Origin of the sequence: Kitasatospora sp. NPDC059599 (genome assembly GCF_042735125.1) — a bacterium.
GTDB lineage: Bacteria > Actinomycetota > Actinomycetes > Streptomycetales > Streptomycetaceae > Kitasatospora.
On sequence record NZ_JBHWCL010000121.1, the window covers coordinates 1 to 16,557 of the forward strand.

The window sequence follows — 16,557 nt, forward strand, 5'->3', positions numbered from 1 at the left end:
GTTTGGTGGGGTTGTTTTTTTTTTTAATCCCCCGGGGGCAAACGGGCAACGGGGGGGGGGGGGGGGGGGGGGCCAGGGGGGGGGGGGCGCCCCCCGGGGGGGGGCGCCCCGCCCCTCGGCGGTTCAGGACGGGCTCGGCCCCTGCGGGCTCAGCCCTTCTGCATGACCTCGGGCTCGTGCCGGCGCTGGAGCCGGGTGACGAGGACGCCGATGAGGATCGAGATCACGATCAGCACGCCCGCGTCGATCGACCACTGGGCCACCGCGTGCTTCCACAGCGGGTCGTAGTCCGGGTGCTGGAAGTCCTTGTTCCAGGGGCCCATGAGCTTGGACAGGTCGAGCGTGGTGGAGACCATGCCGGTGCCCCAGCGGGCCGGCATCAGCCAGGCGACCTGCTCCAGACCGGGCTTGCCGAAGATCTGGAAGAGGCAGCCGGTGAAGACGACCTGGACGATGGCGAACATGACCAGCAGCGGCATGGTCTTCTCGGCGGTCTTCACCAGCGCGGAGATCATCAGGCCGAACATCATCGCGGCGAAGCTCAGCAGGATCATGCCGATGGTCATCTCGATGATCGGCAGGTTCTTGACGATCAGGCCGTGCTCGGGGAGCTTGCGCGGCAGGAAGCCGACGGCGGAGATGATGGCGCCCTGGATCACGCTGAAGAAGCCCAGCACGATGATCTTGGACATCATGTACGCCGACCGGGAGAGCCCGGTGGCCCGTTCCCGTTCGTAGATCGCCCGTTCCTTGATCAGTTCTCGGACGGAGTTGGCGGCGCCGGAGAAACAGGCCCCGATCGCCAGGATCAGGAGGATCGTCGCGGCTCCGCTGTTCAGCCCCAGCTGCGACTTCGGGTTCGGCGCGAGCCCCGGTGCGTTGGGGATCAGCACGCTGACCGCGCCGATGACCGCGGGCAGCAGCACCGACAGGGCGAGGAAGCCGCGGTCCGAGGCGAGCACGGACATGTAGCGCCGCATCAGGGTCCACAGCTGGGAGCCCCAGCTCTGCGGCTTCGGCGGCTTGACGGCCTCCTGGGCCACCTGCACGTGCTGGACCTCGCCCGCCTCGACGGTGGGCGCGGAGTACTGCTGGTAGTGCACCGAGCCGCGGTAGCGGCCGGCCCAGTCGTGCTCCGGGTAGTTCTCGAAGGCCTGGAAGACGTCCGCCCAGGTCTCGTACCCGAAGAAGTGCAGCGCCTCGTCCGGCGGGCCGAAGTAGGCCACCGCGCCGCCCGGCGCCATCACCAGCAGCCGGTCGCAGAGCGCGAGTTCGGCCACCGAGTGGGTGACGACCAGGATCGTGCGGCCGTCGTCGGCGAGGCCGCGCAGCATCTGCATGACCTCGCGGTCCATGCCCGGGTCGAGGCCCGAGGTGGGCTCGTCCAGGAAGATCAGCGACGGCTTGGTGAGCAGCTCCAGGGCGACCGAGACGCGCTTCTGCTGGCCGCCGGAGAGCGCGGTGATCTTGTTGTCGGCGCGCTTGTCCAGGCGCAGCTCGTACAGCACCTCGTCGATCCGGGCGTCGCGCTCGCGGGCCTCGGTGTCACCGGGGAAGCGCAGCCGGGCCGCGTACTTGAGGCCCTTCCGGACGGTGAGTTCGCGGTGCAGGATCTCCGACTGCGGCACCAGGCCGATGCGGGAACGGAGTTCGGCGAACTGCTTGTAGAGGTTGCGCCCGTCGTACAGCACCTCGCCGCGGTCGGCGGGGCGGTAGCCGGTGAGGGCGCGCAGCAGGGTCGACTTGCCGGAGCCGGACGGGCCGATGACCGCGACCAGGGACTTCTCCGGGACGCCGAAGCTGACGTCGTTGAGCAGGACCTTCTTGGCGCCCTTGTGCTCGACCTCGACGGTCAGGTGGCGGGCGGAGAAGGAGACCGCGCCGGTGTCGACGAACTCCTGCAGCTGGTCGCCGACCAGCACGAAGCCGGAGTGGCCGACGGTCAGCCGGTCCTGCGGGCCCATCAGCTGACGCTGCACCCGCTGGCCGTTGAGGAAGATGCCGTTGTGGCTGCCGAGGTCGACGATCTCGTAACGGCCGTCCGGGAGCTGGCGCAGCTCGGCGTGGTGACGGGAGACCTGGAGGTCGGACACCACGATGTCGTTGTCGAGCGCGCGACCGATCCGGACGGTGTTCATGCCCGAGGTCAGGCTGCGGATGATGGTCGGCTGCGGGCCGCCACCACCGTGCTGCGACTGCGGCTGCGGCTGGGACTGCGGGAAACCCTGCTGCTGCGGGAAACCCTGGTCCTGCGGGAAACCCTGGTCCTGCGGGAAACCGCCCTGCTGGGGCTGCGGCGCGTACTGCTGCTGCGGGAAGGGCTGCTGGGCCTGCGGCTGACCGGCCCAGGCCTGCTGCTGCGGCGGCTGCTGGTACGGGTCCTGCTGCTGCCAGCCCGGCTGCTGCGGCTGCGGCACCGGGCCGCGGCTGGTGGCGGCCTCGTGCATCGGGGTGGCGTGCGGGGCGGCGTGCGCGGGCGCGGAGAAGCCGAGCCGGGGGCCGTTCTCCGGGTTGCCCAGGTTGACGACGGCTCCGGGGAACAACTGGGCCTGCATGGTGCGGGCTCCGGCCACGTACGTCCCGTTGGTGCTGCCGTGGTCGTCCAGCTGCCAACCACTGCCGTTGAAGCTCATGGTCCCGTGGTGCCAGGAGACCCTGGCGTCGTCGAACGGGAAGTCCGACTGCGGGTTGCGCCCGATGGTGTAGGACCGCCCGGGCTCCAGAGTCCGCTGCTGTCCGTTGATCTCAATGACGAGTTGCGGCACTGCGCGCCTGCCCCGCTCTCTCGGTTCCCCCGAATTGTGGCCCCCGGCCGGGGTGCGATGTTCCTGTGACTGACGGGGGGAATCATTCCAGCCCGTCGACCGCCGATGAAAGTCACCCCGGGTGACTGTGACCAGGCTGCTACCGGAGCGCGGGCCCGCGGCGTCCCGCGAGGTGGGACGGGTGCCCTCGGGCCACCCGCCGACGGGTAGCGTGGGACACACCATGAACGCATCGCCCCTGGCCGCTGAGCCCCTCCCCGCCGCCCAGCCCCGGACCGCGGACGAGCGCACCCTGCTCGTCAAGGTGTTCGGCAAGGACCGCCCCGGCATCACCGCCGGCCTCTTCGCGACGCTGGCCGGATTCGGCGTCGACGTCATCGACATCGAGCAGGTCGTGACCCGTGGCCGCATCACGCTGTGCGCCCTGGTCACCCCACCCCCCGCGGCCGGTGCCGAGGGCGGACTGCGGGCCACCGTCCACCGCTGGGCGGACGAGCAGAAGCTCCAGGCCGAGATCCTCTCCGGCATCGGCGACAACCGGCCGCGCCGCGAGGGCCGTTCGCACGTCACCGTGCTCGGCCACCCGCTGACCGCCGCCGCCGTCTCCGCGCTGACCTCCCGGATCACCGCGGCGGGCGGCAACATCGACCGTGTCTTCCGGCTCGCCAAGTACCCGGTGACGGCGGTCGAGCTGGCCGTCTCCGGTGTGGCCACCGAGGAGCTGCGGGCCGAGCTCGCGCAGGAGGCGGCCACCCAGCGGGTGGACGTCGCGGTGGTGGCGTCCGGGCTGGAGCGCCGGGCCAAGCGCCTGGTGGTCATGGACGTCGACTCCACGCTCATCCAGGACGAGGTGATCGAGCTGTTCGCCGCCCACGCGGGCTGCGAGGAGCAGGTCGCCGAGGTGACGGCGGCGGCGATGCGCGGCGAGCTGGACTTCGCCGAGTCGCTGCACGCCCGGGTGGCGCTGCTGGCCGGGCTGGACGCCTCGGTGACCGAGAAGGTCCGCGCGGAGGTCCGTTTCACGCCGGGGGCGCGCACCCTGATCCGCACGCTGCAGCGCCTCGGCTTCCAGGTCGCGGTGGTGTCCGGCGGGTTCACCCAGGTCACCGACCACCTGGTGGAGCAGCTGGGGCTGGACTTCGCGGCGGCCAACACCCTGGAGGTGGTGGACGGCAGGTTCACCGGCCGGGTGGTCGGCGAGATCGTGGACCGGGCCGGCAAGGCCCGCTGGCTGGCCCGCTTCGCCGAGCAGGCGAAGGTGCCGCTGGAGCAGACGGTGGCGATCGGCGACGGCGCCAACGACCTGGACATGCTGAACGCGGCCGGGCTCGGGGTGGCGTTCAACGCCAAGCCGGTGGTGCGCGAGGCGGCCGACACTGCGGTGAACGTGCCGTTCCTGGACACCGTGCTGTACCTGCTGGGCATCACCCGCGAGGAGGTCGAGGCGGCCGACGCGCTGCACGGCACCCCGACCGAGGACGAGTGACCGGGGCCGGGTGACCGGGGCCGGGCGACCGCCCGCCGTCGTGCACCGAGGGCGTCACCGGCGGCGACGGACGACAGACCCGGCAGGGCCCGCCCGAGGAGGCCTGCGGACGTACGGGAGGGGCGCGCGGATCCGGTCCGCGCGCCCCTCCCGTACGTTTCCGGTCAGTCCTGCGGCGTGTAGTACGAGACCAGCTCGGCCACGCCCGGTTCGACGCCCTTCCACGAGCCGCCGAAGCTGAGCACCGCGATCGCCGCCGTCGGGAAGCCGCCGAGCCGCAGCCGCTCCAGCGCGTCCCGGTCGCCCGCGTCCCCGGCCAGCACCTGGGTCAGGCCCAGCACGCCGGGGTTGTGGCCGACCAGCACCACGTCCGCGTACTCCTCCGGGGTCTCGTGGAGGACGGCGATGATCTCACCGGGGCTGGCCTCGTAGATCCGGTCCTCGTACACCGTCTTGCGAGCCCGCTTGGGCAGCTCGTGCGCCGCCAGCTTCCAGGTCTCGCGGGTGCGCAGGGCCGTGGAGCAGAGCACGTAGTCGGGGTTGATGCCGGAGTCGACCAGCCAGCGGCCGGCGTCCGGGGCCTGGTGGCGGCCCCGGTCGGCCAGCGGCCGCTCATGGTCGTCCACGCCGTTCGGCCAGTCGGCCTTGGCATGACGGAGAACGATGATCCTGCGGGGCGTGTCGGCGCTCATACCCAGCAAGCTTGGCAGAAAAGCCGCCGGGTGGCGCGATGCTCCCGGTTGCCGCCACTCCCCCGGGTGTCGGGTGCCATCATGGCCCGTCCACCGGGACGTCGGACGGCGGTCGGACGGGCGTCGGCCCGGACGGCCGCCAGGCGGACGGCCCAGCGGTCACCGGACCGGACGGTCGTCAGCCCATCGAGGTGGCGACGGAGGCGATGACCGCCACCAGCACCACGATGGCGCCGAAGGCCAGGGCGATACGGCCGAGCTGCTTGCGGCCGTCGGTCGGGTTCGGGTCGAGAACGGGCATGTCGGGAATTCTCCCACCCCGAACACGCCCGTCCTGCGGCGCCCCCGCCGCCTTGGCCGGCCCTTGACCTTCGCAGCTGCCCCTTGACCTCCGGCACCCCGGACACTCCGCGCCCCGGCCGACCGCCCCGGGCGACCGCACCCCGGCCGACCACCCCGGGCCCCGGCCGCTCGACGCCGGGCCCGGGGGTCAGGCCTTGACCGGCTCCGCCGGGCGGACCGCCTCGTCCTCGATGTGCCGGGCCATCGCGGCCCGCAGGCCGAACAGCATCTGCGGCACCAGCAGCAGCGCCAGGAAGCCGAGCGGCCCGTACCACTCGCCGGTGACCTGGTAGATCCGGCCGATCAGGATCGGGCCCGGGATGGAGATCAGGTAGCCGACGCCCTGGGCGAAGGCGGACAGCTGCGCCACCCCGCCCGAGGTCCGGGCGCGCAGCCCGATCATCGTCAGCACCAGCGGGAAGGCGCAGTTGGACAGGCCCACCAGGACCGCCCAGACCCACGGCGCACCGGCCGGGGCCAGCGCCAACCCGGCGTACCCGGCGATGCCGCAGGAGGCCAGCACGACCACGAACAGTCGCTGGTCGCCGCGGCGGGCGGCCAGGTTGGGCAGGACGAAGGAGACCGGCACGCCGATCACCATGGTCACGGCGAGCAGCACCCCGGAGGTGCCCTTGTCGATGCCGGCGTCCTGGAAGATCTTCGGCAGCCAGCCCATCACCACGTAGGCACCGGTGGCCTGGAGGCCGAAGAAGCAGGCCAGCGCCCAGGCCGTGCGGCTGCGGGTGATCGGCAGCTTGGCGGGGACGGCGGCGCCGTCCGCCCGCTCGCCGCGCTCGCGCCTGGTGATCAGCACCGGCAGCCAGAGCAGCAGGGCCAGGGCGCCGAGGCCCGCCCAGATGCCCAGGCCGAAGCGCCAGTCGCCGCCGAGGGAGGCGGTCAGCGGCACGGTGACGGCGGCGGCCAGCGCGGTGCCGGCGGACAGTGCCATGGAGTACAGGCCGATCATCGGGCCGACCTTCTCCGGGAAGTAGCGCTTGATGACCACCGGGATGAGCACGTTGGAGACGGCCACGCCGGCCAGGGCGAGCGCGGTCAGCAGCAGGAACACCCCGGTGCCGCCGGCGAAGGAGCGGGCCAGCACGCCCGCGGTGATCGCGGCCATGCCCGCGGTGATCACCGCGATCGGGCCGATCCGCCGGGCCATCGTGGGTGCGGCGAAGCCGAACAGCCCGAAGCACAGCGAGGGGACCGCGGTGAGCAGTCCGGCGAGGGTCGGGTTCATCCCGAGGTCGGCTCGGACCTGGTCGAGCAGCGGCCCGAGGCTGGTGACCACGGGGCGCAGGTTGAAGGCGGCGGCGGCGATCGCGACGGCGAACAGCCAACCCGGGCGGCCGGTGGAGGAGGAGGTGGAAGGGGCGGGGTCGGCGGGCCGCTCGGTCTGCGGCCTGGCCTGGTTCCGCGGGGAAGCGGTGGTCTCTGCTGCGGGCATGTGCGCCATCATAGAATGATGGGATGAATTGATGCACCCTGGAATTGGCATGATGTGCCGACCGTTCATCCGACGGCCACGTTCCACCCAGGCCGCCCCGAGCCGTAGTCGCAAGGAGTCCCCGTGGCGCTGTCCTCGCCGAGGCGCACCCCGCTGTCCGACCAGGTGATCGCCCAGCTGCGTGCCCAGATCACCTCCGGGGAGTGGCCGGTGGGCTCGCGCATCCCCACCGAGGCCGCCCTGGTCGAGCAGCTGGGCGTCGCGCGCAACACCGTGCGCGAGGCCGTCCGCGCCCTCGCCCACAACGGCCTGCTCGACATCCGCCAGGGCTCCGGCACCTACGTGCTGGCCACCAGCGAACTGGCCGGGGTGATGCACCGCCGCTTCGCCGACGCCGACCAGGCGCAGGTCGCCGAGCTGCGGGCGGCACTGGAGACCTCGGCGGCCGGCCTGGCCGCCCAGCGCCGCACCGGGCGCGACCTGGAGCTGCTGGACGGCGCCCTGGCCCGCCGGGAGGGCGCCTGGCACTCCGGTGACGCCGAGGACTTCGTCCAGGCCGACGCCGCCTTCCACCAGGCCGTGGTCGCGGCCGCCCACAACGACGTGCTGCTCGCCGTCTACGCCGACCTCGGCGAGGTCACCCGCGCGCACCTGCGGCACGACGTCGGCCCGGAGCTGATCGCCGAGCGCTACATCGGCCACGACACGATCCTGGACGCCATCCGGGCCGGCGACGCCCAGCGCGCCTCGGTCGAGGCCGGCCGCGCCATCGGCGCCTGCGCGACCGCAGAGTCCTGAGCCCCGGGGGAACGCGGGAACGCCGCTGCCCGGCACCCCCTGCGGGAGGGGTGCCGGGCAGCGGCGTACGGGCGGGGCGTCAGGCGCCGATGGCGTGCAGACCACCGTCGACGTGGACGATCTCGCCGGTGGTCTTCGGGAACCAGTCCGACAGCAGCGCGACGACACCGCGGCCGGCCGGCTCCGGGTCGCTCAGGTCCCACTTCAGCGGGGAGCGGTGGTTCCAGGTGTCGGCCAGGTCGCCGAAGCCCGGGATGGACTTGGCGGCCATCGAGCCGATCGGGCCCGCCGAGATCAGGTTGCAGCGGATGTCCCGCGAGCCCAGGTAGCGGGCCAGGTAGCGGTTGGTCGACTCCAGGGCGGCCTTGGCCGGGCCCATCCAGTCGTACTGCGGCCACGCGTACTGCGCGTCGAAGGTGAGGCCGACGACCGAGCCGCCGTCCTGCATCAGCGGCAGCAGCGCCATGGTCAGCGACTTCAGCGAGTACGCCGAGACGTGCATCGCGGTGGCTACGGACTCCCACGGGGTGTCCAGGAAGTTGCCGCCCAGCGCGTCCTGCGGGGCGAAGCCGATCGAGTGGACGATGCCGTCCAGGGTCGGCAGGGTCTCGCGGACCTGGTCGGCGATGCCCGCCAGGTCCTCCGGGTTGGAGACGTCCAGCGACAGCACCTTGACCGGGTGCGGCAGCTTCTTGGCGATCCGCTCGGTCAGGCTCGGGCGCGGGAAGGCGGTGAGGATGATCTCCGCGCCCTGCTCCTGCGCGAGCCTGGCGGTGTGGAACGCGATGGAGGACTCCATCAGCACGCCGGTGATCAGGATCCGCTTGCCTTCGAGGATTCCACTCATGATCAGTGACCCATGCCCAATCCGCCGTCGACGGGAATGACGGCTCCGGTGATGTACGCGGCCTCGTCCGACCCGAGGAACCGCACGGTGGACGCGACCTCGGCGGGCGCCGCGTAGCGGCCCAGCGGCACGCCCGCGACGATCTCCGCGCGGCGCTCGTCGCTGAGCACGGCGGTCATGTCGGTGTCGACGAAGCCGGGGGCGACCACGTTGACGGTGATGTTGCGCGGGCCGAGCTCGCGCGCCAGCGACCGGGCGAAGCCCACCAGGCCGGCCTTGGAGGCGGCGTAGTTGGCCTGGCCCGGCGAGCCGGACAGGCCCACCACGGACGAGATCAGGACGACACGGCCCTTCTTGGCGCGCATCATCAGCTTGGAGGCGCGCTTGACCACCCGGAAGGTGCCGGTCAGGTTGGTGTCGACGACGGAGGTGAAGTCCTCCTCCGACATGCGCAGCAGCAGGGTGTCCTTGGTGATGCCCGCGTTGGCGACCAGCACCTCGACCGCGCCGTGCTTCTGCTCGATCTCGGTGAAGGCGGCGTCGACCTGCGCGGCGTCCGTGATGTCACAGCGGACCGCGAGGACGTCGTACTTCTCCAGGGCCTCGGGCACCTCGCCCGAGCGGCTGGTGATGGCGACCTTGTCGCCCGCCTCGGCGAAGGCCTGGGCGATCGCGAGGCCGATGCCCCGGTTTCCTCCGGTGACGAGAACCGAGCGGCTCAACGATCCACCTCTCTCCGTGTGTGAGCGCGTACGTCGGAATGCGTACGCAGTGTGACGCTATCGGGCGGTCGACGGTGGCGGCGCATCGGGCTCCCACAGCGCCGCACCGAAGGAACTGTCGCAATCCGACAACCCGCCCCCGCCTCTCCGGCCCGGCCCGGCGACACCGCCCAGGCCCCGGCCGGGCCCGGATCGGGGCCACTGTGCGGGAACAACACGGGCGGCCGCACCCGTTGCCCCGTGGTGGGGGCCGGCCGGGGACCTGTCGTACGGTTCACCCCGACCAATTCCGGCGAGCGACGAAGGCAGAGCGGATGACCAAGGCACGGCCGGGGAGCACCCCCCGACGCGGACGACTGCTGACCCTCACCGCCCTGGCGGCCGGCCTGGGCGCTGCGGCCTGGGCGCTGCGCGACCTGCCGGCGGCGTTCGGCCGCCGGCCGGACGGCGAGCGCGAGGAGCGGGTGCGCAACTCCCCGCAGTACCGCGACGGCGTCTTCCACAACGCGCCCTCGACCCTCGCCCGCACCTCGGGGGCCCCGGGCTTCGACGGCGCCACCGCCCGCCGGATGCTGTTCGAGCGCGAGGGCCGCGTCCCCGCCCACCCGGTGCCGACCGTCCGCCCCGCCACCCCGCCCGGTCCGGCCGCCGAGGGCGTGGAGATCACCTGGTACGGGCACGCCTCCGTGCTCGTCGAGGTCGAGGGCTTCCGGGTGCTGCTCGACCCGATCTGGAGCGACCGCTGCTCCCCCGCCGCGCACATCGGCCCCAAGCGGCTGCACCCGGTGCCGGTCGAGTTGGAGGAGCTGCCGCCGGTCGACGCGGTACTGATCTCGCACGACCACTACGACCACCTGGACATGGCCACGGTCAAGCGCCTGGTGCGCAGCCAGTCCGCCCCCTTCGCGGTGCCGCTCGGCATCGGCGCCCACCTGCGCCGCTGGGGCGTCCCGGAACACCGCATCATCGAGCTGGACTGGGACGAGACCTGCAACCTGGGCGAGCTGGTGCTCACCCTGACCGCGGCGCACCACTTCTCCGGCCGCGGCCTGACCCGCAACACCACCCTCTGGGGCTCCTGGGTGATCGCCGGCCCGAACCGCAAGGTCTTCTACACCGGCGACTCCGGCTACTTCGAGGGCTACGCCAGGATCGGCGAGCGGCACGGCCCGTTCGACGCCGCGCTGGTCCAGATCGGCGCCTACGACGCGGCCTGGGCCGACATCCACATGACCCCCGAGGACGCCGTCCTCGCCCACCGGGACCTCTCCGCCGGCCTGCTGGTGCCCGTCCACTGGTGCACCTTCAACCTCGGCCTGCACCCGTGGGCCGAGCCGGTCGAGCGGCTGGTGAAGGAGGCCAAGGAGCACGCCGTCCCGCTGGCCGTGCCGCGCCCCGGCGAGCGGGTGGACGTCGACAACCCGCCCGAGCTCGACGGCTGGTGGGAGTCCGTCGGCTGACGGCCCCCCCCACCAGGCCCCCATCAGGCCCACCACCAGGGCGCTCTCCGGGACCCCGCCGGGGGCTCGCGAAGGCCCTCCGGAGGGTCCCGCGACGCCCGGCGCGGCGGTGGCGGTCGGCCCGGCCGGCCGGCCGCCACCGCGGCGCACCGGACGAAATGCGCTGGCCGGGAACCCGGTGGACGGGAAATGATGCGGTGCGGGCGCCCCTGTGGCGCCGCACCCCTGCCCTCCACGACCTGGGAGCCCGATTGCCTCCGATCCCTCCGGCGGATCGCTCCGGCGCGCCGCACGGGCGCGCCGTCGACCCGCTGTTCCTCGCCTACCCGCTGCGGTCCCTCGCCGACGCCGCCCTCACCCGGGCCCGTGAACTCGGCGCCTCGCACGCCGACTTCCGCCTGGAGCGGGTCCGCAGCGCCTCCTGGCGGCTGCGCGACGCCCGCCCGGCGGGCACCTCCGACAGCGTGCAGCTGGGCTTCGCCGTCCGGGTGCTGCTCGACGGCGCCTGGGGCTTCGCGGCCGGTGTCGACCTCACCACCGCGGCAGCGGCGAAGGTCGCCGAACAGGCCGTCGCGGTGGCCCGGCTCTCCGGAGGGATCAGCCGGGCAGCCGGATCCACGGAGCGCGTCGAGCTGGCCGAGGAGCCGGTGCACCGGGACGTCACCTGGGTCTCCTCCTACGAGGTCAACCCGTTCGAGGTGCCGGACGCGGAGAAGACGGCGCTGCTCGCCGAGTGGAGTTCGCGGCTGCTGGCCGCCGAGGGCGTCTCGCACGTCCAGGCGAGCCTGCTGACCGTCCAGGAGAACAAGTTCTACGCGGACACCGCGGGCACCGTCACCACCCAGCAGCGGGTCCGGCTGCACCCCACGCTCTCGGCCACCTCGGTGGACGAGCGCACCGGCGCCTTCGACTCGATGCGCACCCTGGCCCCGCCGGTCGGCCGCGGCTTCGAGTACCTGACCGGCACCGGCTGGGACTGGGACGCCGAACTCGCCGAGCTGCCGGTCCTGCTGGCCGAGAAGATGAAGGCCCCGAGCGTCCGGGCCGGCCTGTACGACCTGGTCATCGACCCGTCCAACCTGTGGCTGACCATCCACGAGTCGATCGGCCACGCCACCGAACTGGACCGTGCGCTCGGCTACGAGGCCGCCTACGCCGGCACCTCCTTCGCGACCTTCGACGGGCTCGGCACCCTCCGGTACGGCTCCGACCTGATGCACGTCACCGGTGACCGCACCGCCGAGCACGGCCTGTCCACCATCGGCTACGACGACGAGGGCGTCGCCACCCAGTCCTGGGACCTGGTCCGGGACGGCGTCCTGGTCGGCTACCAACTGGACCGCGGCATGGCCAAGTTGAAGGGCTTCGAGCGTTCCAACGGCTGCGCCTTCGCGGACTCCCCGGCGCACGTCCCGGTGCAGCGGATGGCCAACGTCTCGCTCCGGCCCGCCGCCGACGGCCCGGACACCGAGGGCCTGTTCGCCGGGGTGGAGAACGGCCTGTACATCGTCGGCGACCGCTCCTGGTCGATCGACATGCAGCGCTACAACTTCCAGTTCACCGGCCAGCGCGCCTACGCCATCAAGAACGGCGAACTCGCGGGCCAGGTCAAGGACTTCGCCTACCAGGCCACCACCACCGACTTCTGGGGCTCGATGGCGGCGGTCGGCGGCCCGCAGACCTACGTCCTCGGCGGCGCCTTCAACTGCGGCAAGGCGCAGCCCGGCCAGATCGCGGCGGTCAGCCACGGCTGCCCGTCGGCACTGTTCCGGAACGTCAACGTGCTCAACACCCAGCAGGAGGCGGGTCACTGATGACCGCGATGCAGCCCCACGAACTCGTCGAGCTGGCGCTCGGCCTCTCCCGCGCCGACGGCTGCGTGGTGATCGCCGACGAGGACTCCACCGCCAACCTGCGCTGGGCCGGCAACGCCCTGACCACCAACGGCGTCACCCGCGGCCGCCGGCTGACCGTGATCGCCACCGTGGCCGGCGCCGAGGGCACCGCCTCCGGCGTGGTCTCCCGCGAGGCCGTCGTCCCGGAGGAGGTCGAGGAGCTGGTGCGGGCCGCCGAGGAGGCCGCCCGCGCGGCCGGCCCGGCCGAGGACGCCCAGCCCCTGGTCGCCGACCGGCCGTCCTCCCCGGACTTCACCGAGCCGCCCGCGGAGACCTCCGTCGCGGTCTTCGACGCCTTCGGCCCGGCCCTCGGCGAGGCCTTCGCCCGCGCCGCCGCCCGGGGCGAGCTGCTGTACGGCTTCGCCCGCCACGAGCTGACCTCCAGCTACCTGGGCAGCTCCACCGGCCTGCGGCTGCGCCACGACCAGCCCACCGGCATGGTCGAGTTCAACGCCAAGACCGCCGACCTGTCCGGCTCGGCCTGGGTCGGCGCCGCCACGCAGGACTTCACCGACGTCGACGTCGCCGCCCTGCACGCCGAGCTGACCAAGCGCCTCGGCTGGGGCGCCCGCAAGGTGGACCTGCCGGCCGGTCGCTACGAGACGCTGCTGCCGCCCTCGGCCGTCGCCGACCTGATGGTCTACCTCAGCTGGTCCTCCGGCGGCCGGGACGCCCACGAGGGCCGGACGGTCTTCTCCAAGCCCGGCGGGGGCACCCGAATCGGCGACAAGCTCAGCGGCCTGCCGCTGACGCTGCGTTCCGACCCGCAGGAGCCCGGACTGCAGGCCCCGCCGTTCGTGCTGACGCACTCCACCGGCGGTGACGTCTCGGTCTTCGACAACGGCGAGCCGATCGCCGCCACCGACTGGATCCGCGCGGGCGTGCTGAACGACCTGATCACCAGCCGCCACTCGGCGGGGCTCACCGGGCTGCCGGTGCGTCCGGCCGTCGACAACCTCGTCCTGGAGACGGCCGACCAGGAGTCGGCGCCGACCCTGGACGAGATGATCGCGCGCACCGAACGCGGCCTGCTGCTCACCTGCCTCTGGTACATCCGGGAGGTGGACCCGGCGACGCTGCTGCTCACCGGCCTCACCCGCGACGGCGTCTACCTGGTGGAGAACGGCGAGGTCGTCGGCGCGGTCAACAACTTCCGGTTCAACGAGTCCCCGGTGGACCTGCTCGGCCGGATCACGGAGGTGGGCCGCACCGAACGCTGCCTGCCCCGCGAGTTCAGCGACGACTTCACCCGCACCGCGATGCCACCCGTGCGTGTCGCGGACTTCAACATGAGTTCGGTCAGCCAGGCCTCTTAGCCGCTGGCCGACGGGGGGATACGAGAGACATGATGGACGAGAAGCGGCTGGTCGGATCGAGCAGGACGCTGTCGCGCATCCTGCGGCACGAGCCCGGCCTGGTGGGGATCACACTGGACGGCTCCGGCTGGGTCCGGATCGACGAACTGCTCGCCGCACTCGCGGCGAAGGGCAGGCCGCTCACCCGGGCCGAGCTGGACCACATCGTGGCCACCAACAACAAGCGCCGCTTCGGCTACTCGGCGGACGGACTCTCCATCCGCGCCAACCAGGGCCACACGGTGGCGGTCGACCTCGGTCTGGCCGCCGCCGTACCGCCGCACGTGCTCTACCACGGCACCGCCGACCGCCACCTGGCGGCGATCTTCCGCGAGGGCCTGCGCCCGATGACCCGCCGGGACGTCCACCTCTCGGCCGACACCGAGACGGCGACCCGCGTCGGCGCCCGGCACGGCCGCCCGGTGGTGCTGACGGTGAACGCGGCCGCGATGGCGGCGGCCGGCCACGAGTTCCGGCTCAGCGACAACGGCGTCTGGCTCACCGACGCCGTACCCCCGCAGTACCTCTCCCGGCGCTCCTAGAAGCCGTCTTCGGACCCGCGCCTGCGGGGTGACGCGGGGGGTTCGAGGACGGGCCCCGGCACGCGGTGACCGAAGGGCCTGTCCGCTCCGCCGGACAGGCCCTTCGCCCACCCGACCGGGTGGGTCCGCCCGACCCGGCCTCGTCGCCGCGACCGCCCGGGCGTACCGTGAGGAGGCCGCGCGGCCAGGCGCGCGGGTGCGCGACGAGGGCGGTAGGACACATGGGCAAGAGCGCCGACGACGGGCAGGTCTTCCGGATCACGGGGGCGCGCAGCAGCCTCAGCGAGGACGTCCGGGGACGCCAGCGCCGTTACGTGATCTCGATGCTGCTCCGCACGGTCTGCGTACTGCTCTCGGTGGTGCTGTGGGACGTCCAGCGCTGGCTGGCGTTCGCGACTCTGGCCGGCGCCGTCCTGCTGCCGTACTTCGCGGTGCTGATCGCCAACGCGGGCCGGGAGCGGGCCCCGGGCCTGCCGAGCACCTTCGACATCCCGCTGGACACCCCCCTGATGCTGGGCCCCGGTGGGACGGGTGGGGCGGGTGCGACTGCCGGTACAGGAGAGGCAAAGGCCGCTGCCACCGATCCTTCACAGGACGTGAACTGACCGTCCGTTTCACCCCGCTTCAGCCATATCCGGCTGGACGAAAGCTCAAAAGAACCTCAGATTAATCATGCAGGACCTCCCCATCCGAGGCTCTTGGCGTGACATACTGCGTACGCGCTCCGCATCCCCCGTCGGAGCGACGGACCGACGCCGGGCGGCTCCCCCCGTGGCTGCCCGGCGTCGCCATGCCCGGATCCGGTCGTCCCGACCGGGCGTGACAGACTGGCGGTGCAGACTTCCCGCCTATCCCCGAGGACCGCCCGATGGACACCCCGCAGACGCCGACCTGCTCCGCCAAGGGCTGCCGGGCGGACGCCGGCTGGGTGCTGGTGTGGAACAACCCCAAGCTGCACACCCCGGACCGCCGCAAGACCTGGGTCGCCTGCGACGAGCACCGCGAGCACCTGTCCCAGTTCCTGAGCGTGCGCGGCTTCCTCAAGGAGGTCGTCGCCTTCGCCGACTGGGCCCCCGAGGAGCCCGGCACCCCGGCCTAGCACCCCGCCTAGGCCCGACCGCTGCCCGGCCCCCGGCCCGGCACTCCGGTCCCGGCCTAGCCGCCGATCGCGGACATCGGCCGCTCGGGCTGGTGGAACTCCGGGTCGTCGATCCCGGCCCCGGCCTTCTTGCCCCACATCGCGGCCCGCCAGAGCGCGGCCAGCTCGGCGTCGTCCGCGCCCGAGCGCAGCGCGGTGCGCAGGTCCGTCTCCCCCGTCGCGAACAGGCAGTTGCGCACCTGGCCGTCGGCGGTCAGCCGGGTGCGGTCGCAGGCACGGCAGAACGGCCGGGTGACCGAGGCGATCACGCCCACCCGGCCCGGTCCGCCGTCCACCAGCCAGCGCTCGGCGGGCGCCGCGCCCCGGCCGGCGGACGGCTCCGGAGTGAGCGTGAAGCGGGCGCGCAACAGCCCGAGGATCTCCTCCGCGGTGACCATCGAGCTGCGGTCCCAGCCGTGCTGGGCGTCCAGCGGCATCTGCTCGATGAAGCGCAGCTCGTAGCCCCGCTCCAGGCACCAGGCCAGCAGGTCGGCCGCCTCGTGGTCGTTGACCCCGCGCATCAGCACCGCGTTCAGCTTCACCGGCGTCAGCCCGGCGGCCTCGGCGGCGGCCAGCCCGTCCACCACGTCCTGGTGGCGCCGGCGGCGGGTGAGGGTGTGGAACACCTCGGGGTCGAGGGTGTCCAGCGAGACGTTGACCCGGTCGAGCCCGGCCTCGCGCAGCGCCGTCGCGGTGCGGGCCAGTCCGATGCCGTTGGTGGTCAGCGAGAGCTCGGGGCGCGGTTCCAGTTCCGCGCAGGCGGCCACGATCGCGACCAGCCCGGGGCGCAGCAGCGGTTCGCCGCCGGTGAAGCGGACCTCGCGGACGCCCAGGTCGCGCACGGCCGTGGTGACCAGCCGGACGATCTCCTCGTCGGTGAGCAGGTCCGGCTTGGCGAGCCACTGCAGGCCCTCCTCGGGCATGCAGTAGGTGCAGCGCAGGTTGCACCGGTCCGTGAGGGAGACCCTCAGGTCGACGGCCTGTCGTCCGAAGGTGTCGAGCAGCACGTGCGTCCTTCCCCGTAATGCGGCCGGCCCGGCCACCGTGAGGCGGGCCGGGCCAGCA

The 16,557-nt window shown here is 72.8% G+C and carries 15 protein-coding genes; 8 read left to right on the plus strand and 7 right to left on the minus strand.

What is annotated here, in order from left to right:
* Positions 1-149 precede the first annotated feature (149 nt).
* On the minus strand, positions 150-2,765 hold the full coding sequence (locus ACFV04_RS32090; protein ID WP_380342136.1) for an FHA domain-containing protein: 2,616 nt from the start codon (positions 2,763-2,765) through the stop codon (positions 150-152).
* A gap of 223 nt (positions 2,766-2,988) precedes the next feature.
* Here ACFV04_RS32090 and serB point away from each other — a divergent pair, with 223 nt between their 5' ends.
* On the plus strand, positions 2,989-4,251 hold the full coding sequence (serB, locus tag ACFV04_RS32095; protein WP_380534309.1) for a phosphoserine phosphatase SerB: 1,263 nt from the start codon (positions 2,989-2,991) through the stop codon (positions 4,249-4,251).
* Between the two features lie 164 nt (positions 4,252-4,415).
* Here the strand turns inward: serB and ACFV04_RS32100 are convergent, their stop codons facing one another.
* From ACFV04_RS32100 to ACFV04_RS32110, 3 genes are all read right to left on the minus strand, one after another.
* A complete protein-coding gene (locus tag ACFV04_RS32100; RefSeq protein WP_380342131.1) occupies positions 4,416-4,943 on the minus strand; it encodes a SixA phosphatase family protein in 528 nt (175 codons plus the stop codon).
* A 178-nt stretch (positions 4,944-5,121) separates the two neighbouring features.
* A complete protein-coding gene (locus ACFV04_RS32105; RefSeq protein ID WP_360265184.1) occupies positions 5,122-5,244 on the minus strand; it encodes an SGM_5486 family transporter-associated protein in 123 nt (40 codons plus the stop codon).
* Between the two features lie 189 nt (positions 5,245-5,433).
* Positions 5,434-6,735, minus strand: a complete 1,302-nt coding sequence (locus ACFV04_RS32110; protein ID WP_380534311.1) for a CynX/NimT family MFS transporter — start codon at positions 6,733-6,735, stop codon at positions 5,434-5,436.
* A gap of 123 nt (positions 6,736-6,858) precedes the next feature.
* Here ACFV04_RS32110 and ACFV04_RS32115 point away from each other — a divergent pair, with 123 nt between their 5' ends.
* Positions 6,859-7,533, plus strand: a complete 675-nt coding sequence (locus ACFV04_RS32115) for a FadR/GntR family transcriptional regulator (RefSeq protein ID WP_360265179.1) — start codon at positions 6,859-6,861, stop codon at positions 7,531-7,533.
* A 79-nt stretch (positions 7,534-7,612) separates the two neighbouring features.
* Here ACFV04_RS32115 and fabI read toward each other — a convergent pair whose 3' ends face one another.
* Together fabI and fabG are read right to left on the minus strand one after the other, a co-directional pair.
* Positions 7,613-8,380: an enoyl-ACP reductase FabI gene (gene fabI / locus ACFV04_RS32120; RefSeq protein WP_360265176.1), complete on the minus strand. Its 768-nt coding sequence runs from the start codon at positions 8,378-8,380 to the stop codon at positions 7,613-7,615.
* A 2-nt stretch (positions 8,381-8,382) separates the two neighbouring features.
* Entirely contained in the window at positions 8,383-9,102 is a 720-nt protein-coding gene (fabG, locus tag ACFV04_RS32125; RefSeq protein ID WP_360265174.1) for a 3-oxoacyl-[acyl-carrier-protein] reductase, read from the minus strand.
* Positions 9,103-9,416: 314 nt separating this feature from the next.
* Between fabG and ACFV04_RS32130 the strand changes: the two genes are divergently transcribed.
* The 6 genes from ACFV04_RS32130 (at position 9,417) to ACFV04_RS32155 (ending at position 15,453) form a co-directional block, all read left to right on the plus strand.
* Positions 9,417-10,562 carry an MBL fold metallo-hydrolase gene (locus tag ACFV04_RS32130; RefSeq protein ID WP_380534314.1) on the plus strand — a complete coding sequence of 382 codons (1,146 nt, stop codon included), beginning with the start codon at positions 9,417-9,419 and terminating at the stop codon, positions 10,560-10,562.
* 260 nt (positions 10,563-10,822) lie between these two features.
* Positions 10,823-12,376, plus strand: a complete 1,554-nt coding sequence (locus ACFV04_RS32135) for a TldD/PmbA family protein (RefSeq protein ID WP_380342172.1) — start codon at positions 10,823-10,825, stop codon at positions 12,374-12,376.
* The gene (locus ACFV04_RS32140; RefSeq protein WP_380534316.1) at positions 12,376-13,773 is read left to right on the plus strand and encodes a metallopeptidase TldD-related protein; all 1,398 of its coding nucleotides are present in this window, start codon (positions 12,376-12,378) and stop codon (positions 13,771-13,773) included. The genes ACFV04_RS32135 and ACFV04_RS32140 overlap by 1 nt, the downstream gene beginning before the upstream one ends.
* A 32-nt stretch (positions 13,774-13,805) precedes the next feature.
* Positions 13,806-14,354: an RNA 2'-phosphotransferase gene (locus tag ACFV04_RS32145; RefSeq protein WP_380342171.1), complete on the plus strand. Its 549-nt coding sequence runs from the start codon at positions 13,806-13,808 to the stop codon at positions 14,352-14,354.
* Between the two features lie 221 nt (positions 14,355-14,575).
* A complete protein-coding gene (locus ACFV04_RS32150) occupies positions 14,576-14,959 on the plus strand; it encodes a DUF3099 domain-containing protein (protein WP_380342119.1) in 384 nt (127 codons plus the stop codon).
* Between the two features lie 263 nt (positions 14,960-15,222).
* Positions 15,223-15,453, plus strand: a complete 231-nt coding sequence (locus tag ACFV04_RS32155; RefSeq protein WP_380342118.1) for a hypothetical protein — start codon at positions 15,223-15,225, stop codon at positions 15,451-15,453.
* A gap of 56 nt (positions 15,454-15,509) precedes the next feature.
* Here the strand turns inward: ACFV04_RS32155 and moaA are convergent, their stop codons facing one another.
* Positions 15,510-16,499 (minus strand): GTP 3',8-cyclase MoaA, encoded by a 990-nt coding sequence (gene moaA / locus ACFV04_RS32160; protein ID WP_380534318.1) that lies wholly within the window; start codon positions 16,497-16,499, stop codon positions 15,510-15,512.
* Positions 16,500-16,557: the final 58 nt, after the last annotated feature.

Bases quoted from the DNA above. Each gene is read 5' to 3' on its own strand.
- ACFV04_RS32130 (WP_380534314.1), top strand. From the start codon at position 9,417: ATGACCAAGGCACGGCCGGGGAGCACCCCCCGACGCGGACGACTGCTG.
- ACFV04_RS32110 (WP_380534311.1), bottom strand. From the start codon at position 6,735: ATGCCCGCAGCAGAGACCACCGCTTCCCCGCGGAACCAGGCCAGGCCG.
- serB (WP_380534309.1), top strand. From the start codon at position 2,989: ATGAACGCATCGCCCCTGGCCGCTGAGCCCCTCCCCGCCGCCCAGCCC.
- fabI (WP_360265176.1), bottom strand. From the start codon at position 8,380: ATGAGTGGAATCCTCGAAGGCAAGCGGATCCTGATCACCGGCGTGCTG.
- ACFV04_RS32145 (WP_380342171.1), top strand. From the start codon at position 13,806: ATGGACGAGAAGCGGCTGGTCGGATCGAGCAGGACGCTGTCGCGCATC.
- ACFV04_RS32140 (WP_380534316.1), top strand. From the start codon at position 12,376: ATGACCGCGATGCAGCCCCACGAACTCGTCGAGCTGGCGCTCGGCCTC.
- ACFV04_RS32105 (WP_360265184.1), bottom strand. From the start codon at position 5,244: ATGCCCGTTCTCGACCCGAACCCGACCGACGGCCGCAAGCAGCTCGGC.
- ACFV04_RS32155 (WP_380342118.1), top strand. From the start codon at position 15,223: ATGGACACCCCGCAGACGCCGACCTGCTCCGCCAAGGGCTGCCGGGCG.
- ACFV04_RS32100 (WP_380342131.1), bottom strand. From the start codon at position 4,943: ATGAGCGCCGACACGCCCCGCAGGATCATCGTTCTCCGTCATGCCAAG.
- ACFV04_RS32150 (WP_380342119.1), top strand. From the start codon at position 14,576: ATGGGCAAGAGCGCCGACGACGGGCAGGTCTTCCGGATCACGGGGGCG.